This is a genomic window from Acetivibrio saccincola (assembly GCF_002844395.1).
Taxonomy (GTDB): domain Bacteria; phylum Bacillota; class Clostridia; order Acetivibrionales; family Acetivibrionaceae; genus Herbivorax; species Herbivorax saccincola.
In genome coordinates, this window is the sequence record NZ_CP025197.1 from 3,391,294 (window position 1) to 3,412,598 (window position 21,305).

The 21,305-nt window shown below is 34.9% G+C and carries 19 protein-coding genes; all 19 read right to left on the reverse strand.

Annotated features, from left to right (window positions below):
• Positions 1-53: 53 nt before the first annotated feature.
• Positions 54-557, reverse strand: coding sequence for a DUF6106 family protein (locus HVS_RS15220; protein ID WP_101303665.1), 504 nt, complete (start codon positions 555-557; stop codon positions 54-56).
• 178 nt (positions 558-735) lie between these two features.
• Complete coding sequence (gene groL, locus HVS_RS15225) at positions 736-2,361, reverse strand: chaperonin GroEL (RefSeq protein ID WP_101303668.1); 1,626 nt, start codon at positions 2,359-2,361, stop codon at positions 736-738.
• Positions 2,362-2,484: 123 nt separating this feature from the next.
• Entirely contained in the window at positions 2,485-2,769 is a 285-nt protein-coding gene (gene groES / locus HVS_RS15230; protein ID WP_101303670.1) for a co-chaperone GroES, read from the reverse strand.
• A 209-nt stretch (positions 2,770-2,978) separates the two neighbouring features.
• Positions 2,979-4,136: an RNA-binding domain-containing protein gene (locus tag HVS_RS15235; protein ID WP_101303672.1), complete on the reverse strand. Its 1,158-nt coding sequence runs from the start codon at positions 4,134-4,136 to the stop codon at positions 2,979-2,981.
• Between the two features lie 21 nt (positions 4,137-4,157).
• Entirely contained in the window at positions 4,158-4,814 is a 657-nt protein-coding gene (gene hisIE, locus HVS_RS15240; protein WP_101304341.1) for a bifunctional phosphoribosyl-AMP cyclohydrolase/phosphoribosyl-ATP diphosphatase HisIE, read from the reverse strand.
• Positions 4,807-5,580, reverse strand: a complete 774-nt coding sequence (gene hisF / locus HVS_RS15245) for an imidazole glycerol phosphate synthase subunit HisF (RefSeq protein ID WP_101304343.1) — start codon at positions 5,578-5,580, stop codon at positions 4,807-4,809. The genes hisIE and hisF overlap by 8 nt, the downstream gene beginning before the upstream one ends.
• Positions 5,581-5,639: 59 nt before the next feature.
• Positions 5,640-6,356 (reverse strand): 1-(5-phosphoribosyl)-5-[(5-phosphoribosylamino)methylideneamino]imidazole-4-carboxamide isomerase, encoded by a 717-nt coding sequence (gene hisA / locus HVS_RS15250; protein WP_101303674.1) that lies wholly within the window; start codon positions 6,354-6,356, stop codon positions 5,640-5,642.
• 68 nt (positions 6,357-6,424) lie between these two features.
• A complete protein-coding gene (gene hisB / locus HVS_RS15255) occupies positions 6,425-7,012 on the reverse strand; it encodes an imidazoleglycerol-phosphate dehydratase HisB (RefSeq protein WP_192876544.1) in 588 nt (195 codons plus the stop codon).
• Positions 7,013-7,033: 21 nt separating this feature from the next.
• Entirely contained in the window at positions 7,034-7,171 is a 138-nt protein-coding gene (locus tag HVS_RS16635) for a hypothetical protein (protein WP_159063470.1), read from the reverse strand.
• Between the two features lie 58 nt (positions 7,172-7,229).
• Positions 7,230-8,300, reverse strand: coding sequence for a histidinol-phosphate transaminase (hisC, locus tag HVS_RS15260; protein ID WP_101303678.1), 1,071 nt, complete (start codon positions 8,298-8,300; stop codon positions 7,230-7,232).
• Between the two features lie 16 nt (positions 8,301-8,316).
• On the reverse strand, positions 8,317-9,612 hold the full coding sequence (hisD, locus tag HVS_RS15265) for a histidinol dehydrogenase (protein WP_101303680.1): 1,296 nt from the start codon (positions 9,610-9,612) through the stop codon (positions 8,317-8,319).
• Positions 9,613-9,617: 5 nt separating this feature from the next.
• A complete protein-coding gene (gene hisG, locus HVS_RS15270; RefSeq protein ID WP_101303682.1) occupies positions 9,618-10,259 on the reverse strand; it encodes an ATP phosphoribosyltransferase in 642 nt (213 codons plus the stop codon).
• A 31-nt stretch (positions 10,260-10,290) separates the two neighbouring features.
• Positions 10,291-11,547: an ATP phosphoribosyltransferase regulatory subunit gene (gene hisZ / locus HVS_RS15275; protein WP_101303684.1), complete on the reverse strand. Its 1,257-nt coding sequence runs from the start codon at positions 11,545-11,547 to the stop codon at positions 10,291-10,293.
• A 261-nt stretch (positions 11,548-11,808) separates the two neighbouring features.
• Complete coding sequence (locus HVS_RS15280; protein ID WP_101303686.1) at positions 11,809-13,980, reverse strand: substrate-binding domain-containing protein; 2,172 nt, start codon at positions 13,978-13,980, stop codon at positions 11,809-11,811.
• 131 nt (positions 13,981-14,111) lie between these two features.
• On the reverse strand, positions 14,112-16,343 hold the full coding sequence (gene pcrA / locus HVS_RS15285) for a DNA helicase PcrA (RefSeq protein ID WP_101303688.1): 2,232 nt from the start codon (positions 16,341-16,343) through the stop codon (positions 14,112-14,114).
• A gap of 204 nt (positions 16,344-16,547) precedes the next feature.
• On the reverse strand, positions 16,548-17,081 hold the full coding sequence (gene hpf, locus HVS_RS15290; RefSeq protein WP_101303690.1) for a ribosome hibernation-promoting factor, HPF/YfiA family: 534 nt from the start codon (positions 17,079-17,081) through the stop codon (positions 16,548-16,550).
• A gap of 901 nt (positions 17,082-17,982) precedes the next feature.
• On the reverse strand, positions 17,983-19,293 hold the full coding sequence (locus HVS_RS15295; protein ID WP_101303692.1) for a hypothetical protein: 1,311 nt from the start codon (positions 19,291-19,293) through the stop codon (positions 17,983-17,985).
• Between the two features lie 297 nt (positions 19,294-19,590).
• The gene (locus tag HVS_RS15300) at positions 19,591-20,247 is read right to left on the reverse strand and encodes an RDD family protein (protein WP_157942941.1); all 657 of its coding nucleotides are present in this window, start codon (positions 20,245-20,247) and stop codon (positions 19,591-19,593) included.
• Positions 20,248-20,260: 13 nt separating this feature from the next.
• Positions 20,261-21,247: a signal peptide peptidase SppA gene (sppA, locus tag HVS_RS15305; protein WP_101303696.1), complete on the reverse strand. Its 987-nt coding sequence runs from the start codon at positions 21,245-21,247 to the stop codon at positions 20,261-20,263.
• Between the last annotated feature and the right edge of the window lie 58 nt (positions 21,248-21,305).

Consider the following 21,305-nt stretch of genomic DNA (forward strand, 5'->3'; position numbering starts at 1 on the left):
ACATAAATACCCTGCTTGCAAAAAGTTCAAACAGGGTACTTATTATTAAATTATCACATGGTTATCCTTTTAGAAATGTAAGGCTTTAATGAATTGAGCATTCTCTCATCCGGCTCAAAATACACTAAAGTTCTGTTTCCTTTATAATTGGCTACAAGAAAATATACATCTTGTGAACTCATTGAAGTAACTGCCTTTATCTGTTGCGGGATATTTTTTATATCATCAGTAAAGTTTTTACTGTCCAGCTTTCCGAAAGCCTCAAAATCCCTGCAATTTGCGCTAAACAGTCTCTTTCTCTTTCTCTGGGCTATTATTTTATCAATGTCAAGTTCGCCGTTTGTAAATGCGTACTCAAACTCTACATTCCTCATTGAAATGAGATAATACACAAGGTATCCCAGCGCTATTAATAAAGCAGCGGATATGGCGTTAATATTAAAAAACAAAATTATAAGCAGTGCTACAAATAATGAGCCAAAGAATATGGAAAATATCACCATGTAGTCAATAATGTTTTTCTTCCGCTCGATAATCCTTTCTACAAATATATCCATTCTTTTCCCCCTAATTTTTAAAATAACATAATATCATTTTATACTTTTTAATTAAGATGTGCAATACCCTGTAGGGTAAGAAATTATATGGCAAAAAAGAAATCCCCTGAACCAGAAGGTACATCTTTCTGTCCAGAGGATTCTTTTTATTGGCAAAACTCATGAATTTTATGCTAAATTAGTACATTCCGCCCATTCCGCCTGGTGCTCCCGCCATTGGATTTTCTTTTTCAGGTAATTCTGAAACAACAGCTTCAGTTGTAAGAACCATTGCAGCTATGGACGCAGCATTTTGAAGAGCAGATCTTGTAACTTTTGCAGGGTCAACTATACCTGATTCAATCATATTAACGTATTTATCAGTTAATACGTCATATCCTATGCCTTTTTCACTAGCTTTAACTTTTTCAACTATAACTGAACCTTCAAGTCCTGCATTTTCTGCAATCTGTCTAACAGGCTCTTCTAATGCTCTTAAAACTATTTGAACACCTGTTTTTTCGTCCCCTGAAGTTGCGTCTAATAGTTCTTCTACTTTTGGTATAACATTTATAAGAGCAGTTCCGCCGCCTGATACTATACCTTCTTCAACAGCAGCCCTGGTTGCTGCAAGTGCGTCTTCAATTCTCAATTTCTTTTCTTTCATTTCAGTTTCTGTTGCAGCACCAACTTGTATAACTGCTACGCCGCCTGAAAGCTTAGCAAGTCTTTCTTGTAATTTTTCCTTGTCAAATTCTGAAGTAGTTTCTTCAATCTGTGCTTTTATTGATGCAATTCTCTTTTGAATTTCATCTTGTTTTCCTGCACCGTCAACAATTATAGTATTTTCTTTTTGTACTTTTACTTGTCTTGCCCTTCCTAGCTGTTCAATTTTTGCGTCTTTTAAGTCAAGTCCTAACTCTTCAGTAATTACCTGACCGCCTGTTAGAATTGCAATATCTTCTAACATAGCTTTTCTTCTGTCTCCAAAGCCAGGAGCTTTTACTGCAACACATGTAAATGTTCCTCTTAATTTGTTAACCACTAAAGTAGCCAAAGCTTCGCCTTCAACGTCTTCAGCAATTATAACAAGCTTTTTGCCCTGCTGTACTATTTGCTCTAGTAGAGGAAGAATGTCTTGAACATTTGTAATCTTCTTGTCTGTAATTAAGATGTATGGATCTTCTAAGATTGCTTCCATCTTTTCAGTGTCTGTTACCATGTAAGGGGATACATAACCTCTGTCAAACTGCATACCCTCAACAACTTCTAAGTTTGTTCCCATTGTCTTGGATTCTTCAACAGTGATAACACCGTCATTTGTAACCTTTTCCATAGCGTCAGCTATAAGGTTTCCAATAACATCATCATTAGCGGAAATTGAAGCAACCCTTGTTATATCTTCTTTTCCTTTTACTTTCTGGCTGATTTCTTTTATTCCCTCAACAGCTTTATCTACTGCTTTTTCTATTCCTTTTTTAAGTATCATTGGGTTTGCACCTGCAGCTACGTTTTTAAGACCTTCTCTTATAATAGCCTGTGCAAGAAGTGTTGCTGTAGTAGTACCGTCTCCTGCTACATCGTTAGTTTTTGTTGCAACTTCTTTAACCAGCTGCGCACCCATATTTTCAAACTGGTCTTCCAATTCTATTTCCTTTGCAATTGTAACCCCGTCATTTGTAATTAGAGGAGTACCAAATTTTTTATCTAATACAACATTTCTTCCCTTAGGTCCAAGTGTAACTTTCACGGTATCTGCCAATTTATTTACACCGTTTTCCAATGCTTTTCTAGCGTCTTCACAGAATTTAATTTCCTTTGCCATAAAATAACCCTCCTTAAGATACTTTCTTAAAATCACTAATTGCTAAACTACTGTTTCCAAATTGCTAATAAACTGCTATTCCCAACGTTTTTAGAAAAATAAGTACATATTTATTGCTTTATATTACTCTACTATAGCTAAAATATCCCCTTGCTTTAAAATTGTATATTCTTCATTATTAAATTTAACTTCTGTTCCTGAATACTTGCTTATAATAACTTTGTCTCCTACCTTTACTTCCATTTTTACTTCTTTTCCGTCTTGAACAGTACCTGGACCAACTGCTACAACTTCAGCTATTTGTGGCTTCTCCTTTGCTGAACCTGGTAAAACTATACCGCTCTTTGTAGTCTCTTCGCTTTCTACCATTTTAACAACAACTCTGTCCGCCAAAGGCTTAATGTTCATAATATTACCTCCTCTTTTACTTGTAATTTCATTGTAATTTCACAATTAAAATAAATAGACATCTTCTTGTTAGCACTCACCCCTAGTGAGTGCTAATCGCAAATATAATATTATTATATTCTGCATTTTATTATCAAACGCGTATTTTCACTATATTTAATTGTTTTAAGGGTTTACAAGGGTATATCACAGAAATTCTCATGATTTTATCAATTTCCTTTGTTTTCTCTTGTATTAGTATTTCTAGGTAGTATAACTTTAAACAAGTTTTGAGAACCTATATTTATAAATTTAACTTTCCCTATACCGGAAAAAGAATTTTTTATTCTTGTCATTCCTATGCCGGTTCTCATAAATCTTTTTTTATGGTCCAGCATTAAAAGCCTCTGGTACAGCCATGAATTTCTCCTGTAAGGATTGTTTCCCCTGGTAAACTGGTAGGCACTGTTTTGGGACACAAGTGCACCCGGATTGGTAATTTCAATAAATCCGGGCGTAATATTTATTGTAATACCTCTTGAGTCGTCCAAGTAATCCCTGTGAACCAATGCATTTGCAATTACTTCTTCTAATGCCTCAAAGGGATAGTCTTTGTCTTTTATTAAATCTTTTAAAACCCCCATTGTATTATCCAGCATATTTAAAATATTTCCATAAAAAAGCTCTGTTTTATCATCATACATTACTTTTATATAAGCCTGGGGAAGGTATAGAAAGGGGTTTTTGCCAAACAAAAGCAGCCCACCTATTGTAGGACTGTAACCTTCACCCCCGACTTTTTGGCTAATTATTCCCAAAGATTCCATCAAAATTTCACTAGGCTTTTCGCCGACAAATCCTAATCTTTCAAAGTAACTTTTTACAATTGTCTCATCAATTTCATCTAAACTTACATTTTTTAGTACTACTGTTTCATATCTCATCAGCCCATTTTCCTGAAATAAATTAGCTATTTCATTTCTTCTTGCCGTGTCAGTGGTAGAGCCCCTTCTTATGTAAAAAGCACCGTTTTGAATCATTTGATGGGGTCTGTGATGGCTTTTGTAAATTGTAAGCACCCCTAATGTCTTTCCCTCTAGCTCAATAAAATCCATAGAAACAGCTACAGGCGGGTCGCACCTGTTGTATATAACCTGCTGGATGCGCTCTTCATTATAATCCTCAGGATTGATGCCTAAAATTTTTTTGGTTTTGTCCTGGACGCCAAAAATTATATATCCCCTTCCACCTCTGGAATTGGCGATGGCGATAACATCTTTGACAAATTCCTTTTTATCCCCATAGGTCTCCAGACTAATTTTTGCTTTGAAGTCCAGTTTTGGCCCTTCTTCCTTTTTTAAAAGCGCCCTAAGCTTACAACTATCCAATGTTAAACCTCCGGAAGAATTTTACCGTCTTTTCTTTAATTCATTGTATATATCCTCAAGTTTTACCCCTCTTTCAACCATTAAAACAAAGAGATGGTAAAATAGGTCTGAAATTTCATACACAATTTCACCTTTGTCTTTATTTTTTGCAGCAATAATGACTTCTGATGCCTCTTCTCCCACTTTCTTTAATATTTTATCAAGACCTTTTTCAAATAAATAGTTTGTATAAGATCCCTCTTTAGGGTTTATAGTCCTGTCAACTATTACATCATATACTTCTTTTAAAACTTTAGACCCATCATATACTTCTTTTTCATCAAATACTTTTTTTTGTGTTTCTTTTAGTCCTTCATCACTAATTTCCCTGTAAAAACAGGAGAAATGCCCGGTATGGCATGCACCTTCAACCTGCTCTACTTTTATTAAAAGTGCGTCCCCGTCACAATCCACCTTTATTGATTTTATGTACTGATAGTGACCGGAGGTTTCGCCTTTTTGCCATAATTTATTCCTGCTTCTGCTAAAATAATGAACCTTACCTGTTTCTAAAGATTTCTCCAATGCCTCTTTATTCATATATGCCATCATAAGCACTTCATTGGTGCTATGATCCTGGGCTATAACAGGTATTAATCCCCTGTCGTCAAATTTTATGCTATTTAATATTTCACTCATTTTCATTCATCCTTACCTCTATTCCTCTTTCTTTTAAGTATTTCTTTAATTCCATTATTTCAATCTCCCTAAAATGGAATAATGATGCTGCAAGCACTGCATCTGCTTTTCCCTCTTCTATTGCATCATAAAAGTGTTCCATTTGTCCTGCCCCGCCTGAGGCAATAACAGGAAGTCTCACTGTATCGGTTACTGCTTTTAGAAGCTCAATATCGTACCCGTTTTTAGTACCGTCACAGTCCATGCTTGTGAGCAGAATCTCTCCTGCCCCCTGGCTTTCAATTAGTGCTGCCCACTGTACAATATCCATTCCAGTGTTTACTTTTCCCCCGTCTTTGTAAACATCCCATCCTGAAGCGTCTTCACGTTTTTTTGCATCAACGGCTACAATAACACACTGGCTGCCAAAACGTGAAGCACACTCTGTAATGAGCTGGGGATTTTCTATAGCAGCAGAATTAATTGATATTTTATCAGCCCCGGCTTTTAAAAGATCCCTTACATCATCTACTGTTCTTATTCCTCCCCCTACAATGAAAGGAATGGTTAGTTTTTCTGCAACTTTTTCAACGATGTCAAGCATTATACTCCTTGCTTCAGCTGTGGCTGATATATCCAAAAGGACAAGTTCGTCAGCTCCGGCTTGGTTGTAATAAGCGGCAATTTCCACAGGATCTCCTGCGTCTTTTAAATTCTCGAAATTAACCCCTTTAACAACTCTTCCTTCATGCACATCTAAACAAGGAATTACCCTTTTTATGAACATTTCTTGTCCCTCAAACATTTATAAACCCCTCCTTACTCTATATCCTAAATCCGAAGAAATTATTCCTTTCCTGCTTTTATAGCTTCTTGTAAATCCACATTTCCTGTATACAGGGCTTTTCCCACAATAACTCCCGATACTCCTGTTTCTTTAAGATTCTTTATATCCTTAAGGTTACTTACCCCGCCGGAAGCTATGATTTCTGCGTCTACTGACTGAGCCATTTCCCTCATAGCGTCTAAATTTGGACCTGTAAGCATGCCATCCCGTGAAATGTCAGTGTATATTATTGTCTTTGCACCTAGCTCTACCATTTTGTTGGCAAAATCTATGGCTGTAAATTCACTTGTTTTTTCCCATCCGTCAATTGCTACCTTTCCGTCCTTTGCATCTATTCCAATAACTATATTTTCCCTAAAATTCTCCACTGCCTGTTTTACCAAATCAGGGTTTTTTACTGCAGAAGTTCCCAGTATTACCCTTCTAATCCCCATAGAAATGACCTTTTCAATTGTCTCTATGGATCTGATTCCCCCTCCTAACTGAACCGGTATATTAAGTTTTGCGGCTATTTTGCTTGTAATGGAAATATTTTTAGGTTCCCCGGTTCTTGCCCCGTCTAAATCCACTACATGAAGGTATTCAGCTCCAAGGCTTTCCCATTTTAAAGCCATCTCTAAAGGGTCATCAGAATAGACGGTAACCTTGTCAAACTCCCCCTGAAGAAGCCTTACACATCTCCCGTCTTTAATATCTACTGCCGGATAAATAATCATAATTAAATACCTCCCACAATTCAAAAACATTGCTGCATTTTAAAAACAGTGCTGTATTAATTGTTATTTTAATCAAGTGTTCCTTTAGTTGACATAATTCCTTTGATTCTCTCATCTATCTTTGTTGCTTCATCAAGAGCTCTTCCAAAAGCCTTAAAAACAGCCTCTGCTATATGGTGTGAATTGCTGCCATGCAGCAATTTTATATGCAGTGTCATACCTGCATTATGAGATACTGCTCTAAAAAACTCTTCAAAAAGCTCAGTTTCCATAGTACCTGTCTTTTCGCAGGCAAAATTGACATCAAATACCAAAAACGGCCTGCCACTTAAATCAAGGGATACCAAAACCAATGATTCGTCCATGGGTACATAGGATGTTCCATACCTTTTTACAGACTTTTTGTCCCCTAATGCCTCTTTTATCAGCTGTCCAAGTACAATTCCAACATCTTCAACGGTGTGATGGGCGTCCACCTCTAAATCCCCTTTTGCTTCCACCGTTAAATCCATAAGCCCGTGCCTTGCAAAAAGATTCAGCATATGGTCAAAAAAACCTATCCCTGTACTGATGTTGCTTTTCCCCTCACCATCTATATTAAGTTCCATACTGATGTCTGTTTCGTAAGTCTTCCTTTTAAGACTTGCCTTTCTTATCATCCTTTACCTCCAAGTTTATTATTTATAAATGCTTTTAGTTAAAATGCCTGTATCTAAAGGCCAGGTATTTTTTCTTTTTAAGCCAAAAACATATGGTATATATAAAGTCCATTTTATTATAACAGATAAAAGGGCGTTAATTCTACTAATTTGCATAAAAAATCTAATTAAACAAAAAAAGCCGTCTAGTTTGGCTAAACGGCCCAGTTTTTAATTATTTCAAACATTCTGACAGCTCTTTTAATAAAATGTCATTCTGTTCTTTGCTTCCCACACTTATCCTTATGCAATTTCCTAGAACAGGTGCGTTTCCAAAACTTCTAACTAATATTCCTTTAGCTTCTAATTTTTTGTGTACCAAAGAGGCATCCGGCACTTCAAAACATATAAAGTTGGCCTGGGAAGGATAAACATGGATTTTATCTATTTTTTTCAGTTCCCTCATTAAGTACTCCCTCTGTTCAATTAAGTATTCCACTTGTTTGTCTATAATTTCCCTCTCTTTAAAAGTAAGGATTGCTATATACTGGGACAGGGAGCTTATATTATACGGCGGTTTAACCTTGCTTAACTCCTCTGCCATTTCAATACAACTTAAAGAATACCCGCATCTTATCCCTGCAAGACCATATGCCTTTGAAAAAGTACGGAGTATAATCAAGTTGTCATATTTAAATATAAGGTCTACAGAAGACTCTTTTGAAAACTCTGCATAGGCCTCATCTACAACTATAACTGTATTTGGACATTCCTTTACAATTCTTTCAATATCTGCTTTAGGAATAGAGCCGCCTGTAGGATTATTGGGAGTACATAAAAATACCACTTTTGCTTTTTCTTTTTTAGCTGTTTCAATAAAAAGGTCTATATCATATTCAAAATCCTCTTCTCTTTTTAAAGGAACTTCTACAGGGGTCCCCCCGCCTATAATTGTGTTTATTTTATACATGCCAAAGCTTGGCATAGGGCATATTACTTTATCCCCTTTTTCTACAAAAACATTTATTATAACCTGTATTAACTGGTCTGAACCGGTTCCTACAACTATATTATCACTGTCAACTTTCCAATAAGATGCCAATATTTTTCTAAGTTCAGTGGATTCTGTATCAGGATATAAATTAAGTTCCGGACCTTTTAAGAAAAAATCCACAACCTTTTGCCTTATTTTTTCAGGTAAATCAAACGGACTTTCATTGGCATCAAGCTTTATTTTGTACGGAATCTGATTTGTCTTGTATGGATCAAATTCCCTAATGTCTCTTCTTACTAAATTTTTAACCATAAAAATCCCCCGCTATTTATTCTTCAAATCTGACTCTTACTGCGTCAGCATGAGCTTTGAGCCCCTCTGACTCAGCAAATAAAATGACATCGTCTTTTACTTTCTCTAAAGCTTTTCTGGTGTATGAAATAATACTGCTCTTTTTTATAAAATCAGAAACATTTAAAGGTGAAAAGAACCTGGCTGTCCCGCTTGTAGGAAGAACATGGTTAGGTCCTGCAATATAGTCCCCTAAAGATTCTGTTGAATAATTTCCTAAGAATATGGCTCCTGCATTTTTTACACTTCCTAAAAATGAAAAGGGATCTTCTATGCAAAGTTCTAAGTGTTCAGGGGCAATTCTGTTTACAACTTCTGCTGCAGAATCTAAATTGTCAACGATAATTATTGCACCGTAGTTTTCTAAAGACTTTAAAATCATCTCCTTTCTTGGCTGTCTTTCTGCCTGTTTTTCAATTTCCCCTTTTACACTTTTGGCAATGTCCTCTGAAGTTGTAACCAGCACAGAGGAAGCAAGCTCATCATGTTCTGCCTGTGACAACAAATCTGCCGCCACAAAAGCCGGCTCTGCAGTATCATCAGCTACAACCATAATTTCACTGGGCCCTGCTATCATGTCTATATCACAATATCCATATACAATTCTCTTTGCTGTTGCAACGTATATATTCCCAGGTCCCACTATTTTGTCAACCTTTGGTATGGTCTCTGTACCAAATGCCATGGCAGCAACCCCTTGGGCCCCGCCAACCTTATATATTTCTTCCACACCGGCTTCACATGCAGTAACCAATATGACAGGATTGACTTTGCCGCCTTCTCCCGGTGGTGTTGCCATAATAATTTTGCCAACCCCTGCAACTTTAGCCGGCATTGCACACATGAGAACTGAGGATGGGTACGCAGCTGTCCCCCCTGGCACATATATTCCCATAACTTCTATTGGTCTTACTAACTGTCCTAAAATCACACCGTCATCTTCTGTGGAAAACCAGGATTTTTCCTTTTGCTTTTCATGAAATTTTTCTATATTTTCCCTGGCCTTTCTTATGGCTTCTAAAAGATTTCGGTCAACTTTCCCATAGGCTTCTTCTATTTCTTCCGGTGTTACTTTTAGCTCTTCTTCTTTAAGGGAAACTTTGTCAAACATTTCAGTGTACTTAATAACTGCACTGTTTCCTTCTTTTTTTACATTCCCAACTATATCTTCTACACGCCTTAATACATCACCATATTCTATCTGGCTTCTTGATGCAAGTTTTTCAAATATACCGCTGTCCCTGCCGTCTCTTAAATCTATAATCTTTATCAAAAAAATCACCTCTTTTCAAGCTCTCTTCTTAAACCATCAATTATTTTGTTTATGCGCTCACTTTCCATTTTCATGCTTACCCTGTTTACAACTAGTCTTGCGCTTATATCTGCAATTTCATCAAGAATAACCAAACCGTTTTCCTTAAGTGTCCTGCCGCTTTCCACTAAGTCAACAATTACTTCAGAAAGCCCTACCAAAGGTGCCAGCTCCACCGAACCGTTGAGCTTTATCACCTCTATGGACTCGCCTCTTTTGTGTTCAAAGTATTCCCTTGCAATTTTAGGATACTTGGTGGCAACCCTTTTGTTGGTAAGCTGGTCAAGCTTGCCGCAGTACTCTTTTGGTCCTGCTACAACCATCCTGCAGGCTGCAAATCCAAGGTTTAAAACTTCATATAAATGCCTGCCTTCTTCTAAAAGGGTATCCTTTCCTACAATTCCTAAATCCGCAGCGCCGTATTCCACATAAGTTGGAACATCACTGGGCTTTGCAAGAAAAAATTTTATTTTATTTTTTTCATCTTCAAAAATAAGCTTCCTGGATGATTCTTTAAGTTCTGAACAGTCCAGACCTATTGCTTCAAACAGCTCTATTGACAGCTTTGCAAGGCGCCCTTTTGAAAGGGCTATTGTCAAATATCTCATAAGCTACCTCCTGATTTATGCACACTTGTAATTACCGTTCTAAAAGTTCTTTTACCGTTACCTTCCTGACTTCCTCTTTTTCTAAATTATGTACCTCTATATTCTCCTCATCTAAAACGTGGAGTATGCCACCTATGCCTTTGTCCTTTGCATACTTTTTAATGTCCTCAAAACTCCTTCCTGTAATATCCATTTCAATGTCCAGGCCTTGTCTTCTCAATGCATCACAAATACTAAATGCATTTTTCCTTCCCTTTGGCTGATAGCAAATTAAACTGTCTGTTTTAAGCTCTTCTCTTTCTATCTTTTGTCTGTCCAAAGCCATCATTATCATATTTATCCCAAGTGAAAAACCTGTGGCAGGGGCTTTTTTGCCAAAACTTTCCACAAGCCCGTCATACCTTCCGCCGCTTAGTATCGGAAAACCTACGCCGTAGGTAAATCCCCTGAAAATTATACCTGTGTAGTAATTTAAGCTTTGAACCATTCCAAGGTCTATTGAAACGTATTTAGAAACCCCGTAATCTTCAAGTATCTCAATTATTTTTCTGAGGTTTTCAAGGGCATTCATGCATCTTTTATTGATTGAATACTTTTCAACCTTTTCAATGACATCTATAGAACCAAATAATTTAGGCAAACTTAATATAATTTCTTTCAAATGTTCTTTTATGTTGTGTTTTTTAACCAATTCTTCAACGGCTAAAAAGTCTTTCCTGTCAATAAGTACTCTCATTTGCTCAACTTCTTCAGCCGGCAAATCTGCTTCTTCCATTAAGCCTTTAAAAAACTCCACCTGCCCTATGTCTATCTGGAAGTTTTCAAGTCCTGAAGCTTTTACACAGTCAATTGCAGCAGCAATAACCTCTGCATCTGCCTCCGGGGTATTGACACCTATTATTTCTATACCCGCCTGGGTAAATTCCTTTTGCTTTCCTCCGCCAACTTCATTGTACTTAAAGGTATTTCCTATATAAGAAAATTTTAGCGGGTAGTCGGCATCTTTGTACTTTGTTGCAGCCACCCTTGCTGTTGGTATGGTCATATCCGGCCTTAAAACCAATATACGACCTTCCTTATCAAAAAATTTAAACATAGTTTCCTGGGGTGTTATTTCATCCTCTGAAATAAAAACATCATAAAACTCCACTATAGGTGTCTCAATCTCGTAGTAACCATAACTTCTAAACACATTTCTTATTTTGTTTTCTAAATTCTTTTTATGATAACAGTCTTTTGCCAATATATCCTGAACTCCCTCAGGAGTATAAATTCTCCACTTTGCCAAATCTTCCCCTCCTCTTTATCGCTTTATCACGCTAAATTGATAAATTATGCTTTATTATAAAACAACTTTTATCCTATGTCAAGCACAGGACAAAATTAATTTTTTTAAAAAACAAAAATAATAATAAAAGCTGTGCACAGAATTTTTAATCCTTGTGCAACAGCCTTCTCGGTTAAATACCAAATGTTAAATACTAAATATGCTTAATATCAAATGAAAAATACAAAAAATTCAAATGTTTGCCCATTATTTTTGTATCATTTATATTAAATCCTCAACATTATCTATATTTACCACATCTGTTCTTGTCCAGATCATTTCTCTTTCAGGCTTTTTATTTGTCACCAGGTAATTATACATGTATATAATAGGGTCATGTCCCTGTCCAAAGGGGTCTTGTCCGATGGCAGCATATACTGAACCTTCTTTTATTAACTCAAAAATTTCTTTATCAAAATCAAAGCATATAACCTTTACTTTCCCAACCATGTTTAGTTCCCTTAAAGCCTTTGCTGCACCTCTTACCCCTAGTCCTACAATGAAAATACCATTTAAATAAGGATGCTTATTTAACAAGTCTTTAATCATGGCATATACTTTTTCGTTATCATGACCGCCTTTAAGTTCTACAACTATTTTTACTTTTTTCTTCTTTTTTAAGCGTTCTATTATTTTTTCCCTGCGGGTATTATAAACAGTTATATCAGACCCGTTTACTATTGCTACTTTACCTTTTCCGTTTAAAGCTTTTACCATAAAATCAGCAGCTAAAATCCCCGCTTCACTTATATTCGGACCAAAATATGCCATTCTCTTTGATTCCACAGGTAAATCACAGTTATAAGTCATTACAGGTATATTTCTTAGTGATGCCTTTTCTATTAACGGTACAGCTTCTTTACTAAATCCAGGAAGTATAATTCCGTCTGCCCCTTCTTCCAAAACTTTTTGAAATGTATCAATTGTGTTTTTCCAGCTTTTTTCAGTAAAGCCATAATACTCTACATCTACATTTTTTTCAGCTAATTCTTTTTTAGCATACATTGCCCCCTGCCTTACGCCATACCAGAATTCATGATCTAAAGGACTTAGAAAAACAATTTTAAGCCTTTTTTCACTTACTTTATCCACCGGGATTACAGAAGTTTTAAAACGTCTTACCAACTTTTCAATCTCAAACAGCATATCTTTTAGCGACAAAATGTTTTTGCTGATTACTTCTGTATTGGCAACTTCTTCCTGTGTTACCGCTGCAACTTCTGTACTTGCTGAAGAAATATTATCAGATACATTTAAGAAATACTTGCTCTTTTCTTTTACTTCATGGGTACTGTTTGATATGATACCTGCTTCAGAATATACCTGGTTTACATTTTCACTTAATATATCCGTACTGTTTTTAATTGTATAAAAAGATTCTTTAACTTTAGAAAACAAATCCTTACTTAAATTATAGTTTTCAATACAATTTGCAATACTGTTTTTAACATTCTCACTACTGGAAGAAACGGTATTTAAAAGTAAATTAATTTTCTTAATGCTTTTACTTGTTTCATCAGAAAGTTTGTTCATTTCAGCTGCCACAACAGAAAATCCTATACCGCTCTCTCCTGCTCTTGCTGACTCGATGGATGCATTTAGCGCAAGCATCTTTAGCTGTTCTGCTATTTCGGTTATCAATTCGCCTAATTTGTTGATTTCTTCTAACTCATTGTTTAACCGATCTATAGACCCGGAAGTGTTGCTAAGATCCTTTGTAATAACATTCATCTGATGATGGTATTCGTCTAAGTTTTGATTGCCCCGGGTGGTGGAAGCCACTACTTCTTTTACGATTTTCTCTATATTAGCCAGATTTTTTTCAATGGAACTTACTCTTTCATCAACATTGGAAATGCTGTCTAAAGTTTCTTTTGCATTTTTTAACTGCTGGAGTGATTTTTCTGCCAAATCCCCCATACTGGCAGCAATTTGTTCATTTCCCTTAAGACTGTTGTCAACACTTTTTGTTACCTCATCCACTGCATCAGAAATTATAACTATATTGGTTTTGGTCAACTCTGTAAAGGTCAATAAATTGGTTTTCATGTCGTTAAAGGCTATGCATAAGGTTTCAAGACCTTTTGCTTTGTCTAATATTATATCACTGATATTCAGCTCACCTTTTGCCATTAAATATGCATTGTAATTTATTAAGTCAATTCCCTTAAAAAACCTAAATGAAAAATAAAAAAGATAAAATATTATAAATAAAGAAATTATATACATAATACCCTGAATATTTCTGTATTTTTCGGGATCGTCTACCAGAAAATCCATTAACATTATACTTGACAAAATGGTAATAATAGAACTTAGCAGCAAAATAACAGTTTTCTTGGTTTTGCGTATGTTTCCTTTTTTGTCTTTTTTGTCTTTTCTGTCTTTTAGCATTAGCAATAAACACCACCCTCTAGAATATTTAATCTTCAAATTTATCTGTAAATATTACTAAATCGTGTACTATTTCTATATTATCATCGGCAGGTTTATCAAAAAAACTTATGTTGAAAAACTTAAAAATATTATTTTATTTTTACCAAATTGGCAAATGAGGCCATTAACCTTTTCATACCCACCCCTTTAAAATGTATCTCCAATTTGTAATCATCATTTTCTTTTTCAACAGAGGTTACAATTCCAAAACCAAATTTTTTATGCTCCACTTGATCTCCTTTGTTAAATTCTAAAGTGGTTTTTTTACCGGCCTGGCTTGCACCACGGGGGTTAATTGCATTCTGAGGCTTAAAACCGGCAGCAGGGTTAAATGTTTTATTAAATTGGTTTATAAAAGGTAGTTTATTTGCTGCGGATTTTATTCCCACTTCATTGGTGTCCTCAGCACAGGTATATTTGTCTGGGATTTCATCTAAAAATCTGGAAGCTCTGTTATGGGTAGTATTTCCAAATAAAGTTCTGGTAAAAGTATGAGTGATGTAGAGTTTTTTTCTTGCCCTGGTAATTCCCACATAGCAAAGTCTTCTCTCCTCTTCAAGTTCATCTTCACTTAACATGGACCTGTACCCTGGGAAAACCCCCTCCTCCAATCCCGGCATAAATACAACGGGAAACTCAAGACCTTTTGCACTGTGCAGCGTCATCAAAACAACATAATCACTTTCATCATCCATCTCGTCCACATCAGTAACCAACGAGATGTGCTCTAAAAATTCTTCTAATCCCTTTTCTTCGCTTTGAGCTTCAAACTCTAAAGCAACGGATAAAAGCTCTTTTATATTCTCTATCCGGGTTTCTGATTCAGGGGTATTTTCTTCCTCGTATTTTCTAACTATCCCTGTCCTTTCAATAACTTCTTCAATTATCTCAGATGCTGTCATGGTGTTTTTTAATGTTCTGAGGACATTTATCATTGATGCAAAATCTTCCAGCTTTGACGCCGCCCTTGACAAACCGGGTATCTTTGAAGCATTGGAAATTACAGTGAATATACTCACTTCTGCCTCATTGGCATATCTTTCTGCCGTTTCTAAAGTAGTGTTTCCAATACCCCTTTTTGGCTCATTTATTATCCTTTTTAAACTTATATTGTCTGAAGGGTTTTGGATAACCCTTAAATAAGCTATAATGTCTTTAATTTCTTTTCTGTCATAAAACTTTAGCCCTCCAAATATTTTATAAGCAATGCCTTCTTTCATAAACATTTCTTCTATAACACGGGACATGGCATTTATTCTGTACAATACTGCAAAATCCCTTAGTTTAAAATTTTCCTTCTCTCTTAGCCTTTTTATTTCACCGGCAATAAAATGAGCTTCCTGGTGCTCATTAATGCACTCTGATACACTTATAGGATCTCCCTCTTCATTGTCAGTCCAAAGTTTTTTGCTTTTTCTTCCGTGGTTATTTTTGATTACGCTGTTTGCAGCCTCAAGTATTGTCTTTGTAGAGCGGTAGTTTTGCTCAAGTTTAATTACTTTGGTGTTTTTAAAATCCTTTTCAAAATCCAGTATATTTCTAATATTAGCACCTCTCCAGCCGTATATTGACTGGTCGTCATCCCCTACCACACACAGATTCTTGTGTTCTTTTGCCAACATACTAACCAGCACATATTGTGCTGTATTTGTATCCTGATACTCATCCACAAGTATATATTTAAACTTTCTCTGATAGTATTCCAAAACTTCAGGATGCTCTGTAAACAGCTTAATTGTATGCATTATTATGTCATCAAAATCAAGGGCATTGTTGTTTTTTAGCTTTTTTTGATACAGTTCATAAATTTTTGCAACTTTGCTCATCCTGAAATCCGTCTGATACATTTTTGTAAATTTTTCAGGTGTAATCAGCTCATCCTTTGCTCTTCCTATTGCTGAAAGGACAGATTTTGGCGGAAAGTTTTTGTCATTTATATTTAGTTCTTTAAGGCATTCCTTAACAAGGGTTTGCTGATCTGAATAGTCAAATATAACAAAATTGCTTCCGTATCCAATCTTTTCAATATCCCTTCTAAGCATTCTGACACACATAGAGTGAAATGTACTAACCCATATGTAATCACTAAACCTACCTACAAGGGCATCTATTCTCTCCCGCATTTCCCGGGCTGCTTTATTTGTAAATGTAATTGCAAGGATACTTGCCGGATGTACATTTTTTTCACTTATTAAATAAGCAATACGGTGGGTCAAAACCCTTGTCTTACCACTTCCTGCACCTGCTAACACAAGGAGTGGCCCATCCACATGAAGTACAGCTTCCCTTTGTTCTTTATTTAAAGCACTTAATAAATCCATAGTTCTCCTCTCCGTAAATTCCTAAATAATTTTGTAAATATACATGCAAATAAATACATAAAAAATATGAGTTTGTAAATTAGTTATAAAAAAATTTAAATGCCGAAACTTAAAAAGCTTCGGCATTTTTTATTATAGTAAAAAATAAGCTAAATTACAAATGGTTATTCTACTGTGATTAATTATTTATAGGGGTAGTGGATTTTAAAACTCTGGCTCAATTAAACCGTAATTTCCGTCCTTTCTTCTATAGACTACATTTGCCTCGTTGGTTTCTGCATTTGAAAACATAAAGAATTGATGACCTAACAAATTCATTTGCAAAATAGCTTCTTCTACTGCCATAGGTTTTATTGCAAATCTTTTTGTCCTGACTACTTTAAATTCTTGCTCTTCATCTACATCGTCATCTTCAAATTGGAAATTCTCTAAGCGCAAACTTCCGCCGTGAAACTTTTTCTCAATCTTTGTTTTGTTTCTTCTCATTTGTCTTTCTAAGCTGTCCACTACTTTATCTATTGATGTGTACATATCATGGTTCTCTTCTTCTGCCCTCAAAACCCCGCCGTTAAATGGAATGGTAACTTCAACTATGTGCCGGTTTTTTTCAACGCTCATTGTTATATATGCTTCTACATCTTGTCGGAAAAATTTGTCTAACTTCCCTACTTTTTTAATAACTGTCTCTTTTAAAGCCGGAGTTATCTCGATGTTCTTCCCACTGACAATGAATTTCATATACGTCTACAGCCCCTTTCTGTCCTCCACAAGCATTTTTAAATAAATTATATTTAAAAATGCTTGTCTTTATATTCCTATAATATTCTTACCCAAAAACATCCCCAATAAAACGTAAAATCTGGCTTTGGTATTTTTTGCAACCAGGGATGTTTTAAAGAATATTATATACTATTATTAATTCTACGTTAAGCAAATAATTCCTTCAAAAAATAGTCCTATCTTTAATATTTTAAACTGATAACTTTTTATTCCATACCCCTTTATCCACACCATGTCCCCAGGACAAATGCACTGTATTATCAGGCTTTTAGCCGGATAAAAAAGTTTTCCACACTATTCCCCACACTTTTTTCACAAAACACCTGTTTTGTGCACATAAATGCTGTGGATAATGTGGATAGTTTTGTGAATAACTTATATAAGCTTGTTTTATCTGTGGATAAGTCTGTGTTTTTTGTTACCTGAATTGTTTTTATGTAAACTTTGGGCATGTGTTTTTAGTATTTGTATAAAAATTCTATAAAGGGAAATACCTATAATAGCTATGTTTAAAATATTTTATTTCCTCTAACTTTTATGATGTAGAAGTAATTATAAATTATTTCTTTTTTATGTATACCATTGTCGTAATTGTTATTTTATATGCATATGGTGTATTAATTGGTATTTAAGTTGTAAACAATATTATTTATGAATATTATTTATGAATGTTATTTATGAATGTTATTTATGAATTTTATTAGGAGTATCCTTAATTATTCATACATGTATAGATATTTATAAAAAAACTACCTAATCCGGTAGTTTTGAAAAAGTATTATAATTTTCATATCATTTGTTTTTCGCAGTATTTGTTTTTAGTGATTTTTTGAATTTTAAAATCATTAAATAATATTTTTTATTTCAATATTTGAAACTTTTTCTCCCTTGAATCTTCCCCACCTATAAAAATTTCTATAACATCATCATAATCTCTTATTTGAACTTCTCCCCCTGTTTTATAGTCCTTAGGAATGTTATCAGGATTTCTATTGTAATTTATTGCATACATATATACACCTATCTCTGTCTTTTTATTTATATAGTTCTTTATAACATTTTCATACAAAGCAATTTCAAAATTCTTAATTTCCTCAGCGTATTGTACTTCACCTAAAGCATTCCTGACAAAAATATTTACTTTTTCCAACGGCTTTTCATAGGTTATAGTTTCATCATAGGGTGCTTTTAGCCTTTGGGTCATTGAATAAAAATAACTGTGATATTTCTTCAGTGTAGCATTTAAATCAAAAAACGGCCATTTTAAAACTTGGGATACTTCAAGTTTATTATTCTTTATAATATGATAATCAGCTATAATTAGGTTTTCATATGCTTTATCAAGTTTTTCCAATGCATTTTCAGTAATACTGCTAATCCGTGAAAAATCATATTCTTTAAGCTCTTCCTGATTGTTATAATAGTACTCTCCCATTTGTGCCACTATATAGCTGTACAACATTGCATAATAAACACTGGTATTTTTTATTGAAGTAATAGCGTCCACAGTACGCCATAAATCCATATACTTGCTAGCTGCCTCCTGGCCTTTTCCTTGATTTTGCAAAGTCTTTACTTCCACCAGTTCAAGACTTATAAAATTAATCACCGCATCTACAAACTTCCCGCTTTCTGGATCTGAAAAGATGTAATCTTTAGGTTCTAAGATGGGTCTGGTGGAGATTGCAATGTCATTAGTTCTTATAAATTTTGAAATGCTCCTCCTCTTATCAGCAGTCTTTTCTAAAAATTCAACAGCATATGAATCCCACTCATCTTCTTTAACTTCAACGTTTAATAAATGAAATACTTCGTTGAATTCATTTAATAATTCAAAGAGTTCTTCACCATTTTTGTATTCTTCTTCAGTACCAATGGTTAACTCCAGTTTTTCTTCAAAATTCCCTTCAGGCGGGTAATTTATAGCATATATCAAAATAAAAACTGCCATTGCCAGATATACCACTGCTGACAGTATAGATAAAGATATCTTAAATGGTAATTTGTTTGCAAACGGAATTTTCTTGTAAAACACAAATACGCCCAGGAAAATGCTTATTAAAATCAGGGGTATAACTAAATAAATGGTGAACTTCCCACCCAAAACAAAAAAAAGCATTACCCCGGCAATTAAACTTGACAAAAAAGCAATAAATGAATTAATTCTCATCCTGACCCTCCCAAAATACACATCTAAAATTATAATCTAAAAAGTGCATGTAAGTATTTACTAATGTAATTTATCAATTCATATACTAGTGTGATTTACCAATGTAATTTACTTACAAAGTAAACACGAAAATAACTCATAACACAATTATATAATATATGTGTATAAAAATCACTCTTTTATTTACAGAAACTTTTTCCTTCATAAAAATTTCAAAAATGCATTAAAAAGATTAAATAAAAATGCCTTATAACCTTTCAGGCTATAAGACACATTTACTACAAAACACTTTTATTTTTAAAATTCAACATCCTCTTTCTCACCGGTTTTTTCTTCATTATCACCTGTCAGACTTACATCACCTGTTTTACTTACACCATCTGCTGCATCTGTTGTTTTTTCTGCGTACTTTTCTTCTGTATTTTTTACAAAGCCATTAAATATATCTTTTTTGTCCTCAATTTTAAATTCATCAACAGTTTCTGCATCAGGTTTTGCATTAATGGCTACCCATCTTTTTTCTTCCAACTCATCAACATGAACTACATAAGTATCGCACAGTAAATCGTGGCATGAACGCTTATTTTTGACAAACGGGATAATTAAATAACCAATATAGCTTCCCAGAAACTGTGATACCGTTCTTCCTGCCACTTCCCTTACTAAAGCGGTTATCCAGTCCATCTCTTTTCCGTCTTCCCTTATAACCATAATTCCACATATCATCTTTCCTATTGTCTGCCCCCAATAGCGGGTCATAATTGCAAAATAAGCAAATCCCACTGCCCCTAACATATAGGTGTTTGTTTTCATCCAACTCAAATAATTTTGCGGAATTTTAAAAACTGCAACAATAACTGATACTATAACGGAACTTAAAGCAAAAACACAAAATAAATCCAAAACATATGCCCAAAACCTTGACCAAAATCCAGCAACTCTATAATGATTCACAATTTTCACCCCTTTATTGTTCCCACAAATACATTGGCAATGAAGATTTTATATCAGCTAATTTCCCGGCACTTTCTAAATTAATTGAATCCTTTGAGCTGAAAACATTTGCAGCCTTATTTAAAAAAATGCTTAAAAACCCGAAATCACTGTGAGTAAATTGTAAAACCTTAGGGTCAGAAAGCCCTGCCATACCGGCAACTTCATTTATAGCATCATCTAATTCCCCTATTTCATCTATTAATCCCACTTCTTTAGCCTGCCGTGCAGTATATATCCTTCCGTCAGCAATAGGCTTTAACTCATTTTTATCAATATTCCTGCCCTGGCTAACCACATCTAAAAACTGGTCATAATATTCATCCACCATGGACTGAAGAATTCGTTTTTGTTCATCTGTCATCTCATGAGTAGAAGACATTATGGTTTTATTTTTGCCACTGGTGATAGTGGTATCTTTTATCCCTATTTTGTCCATAAGCTCTTTCATATTAAGTCCGCCCAGCGCCACACCTATTGAGCCTGTAATTGTATTTCTGTTTGCATAAATTTTATCTGCCGGTGCTGAAACATAGTATCCTCCTGAAGCTGCCAGCTGAGTCATATATACTACAAAAGGTTTGTCATATTCTTCTTTTAGGCTTATTATCTTATTGTAAATTTCATCACTTTCATAAACCCCGCCGCCTGGTGAATTTACCCTTAGCACAATACCGTCTATATCAGCACTGCTAAATGCATATTCCAACTGGTCTAAAAAAACACTATGCTTGTATGTTTCACCGGAAAACATAGATACTTCACTTGTTTCCTGAATAATCCCGTTAATATCAAGAAGGGCAATGGCTCCCGATGTGCCCGTTTTGTAGTACTTAGTAGACCAAGTTACGCCACCCGCAGAGCTGCTTATGTCGTCACCTTGAATTGCCGTGTTTGATAATAACTGGATGAATAGTAAACCAATAAAAACTCCTACTGCTACCCAACGTTTAGTATTCATTTTTTTCCCCCTTTTCAAGTTTAAATTCTTTTCTTTACAATGTTTATTTCAGGTATTA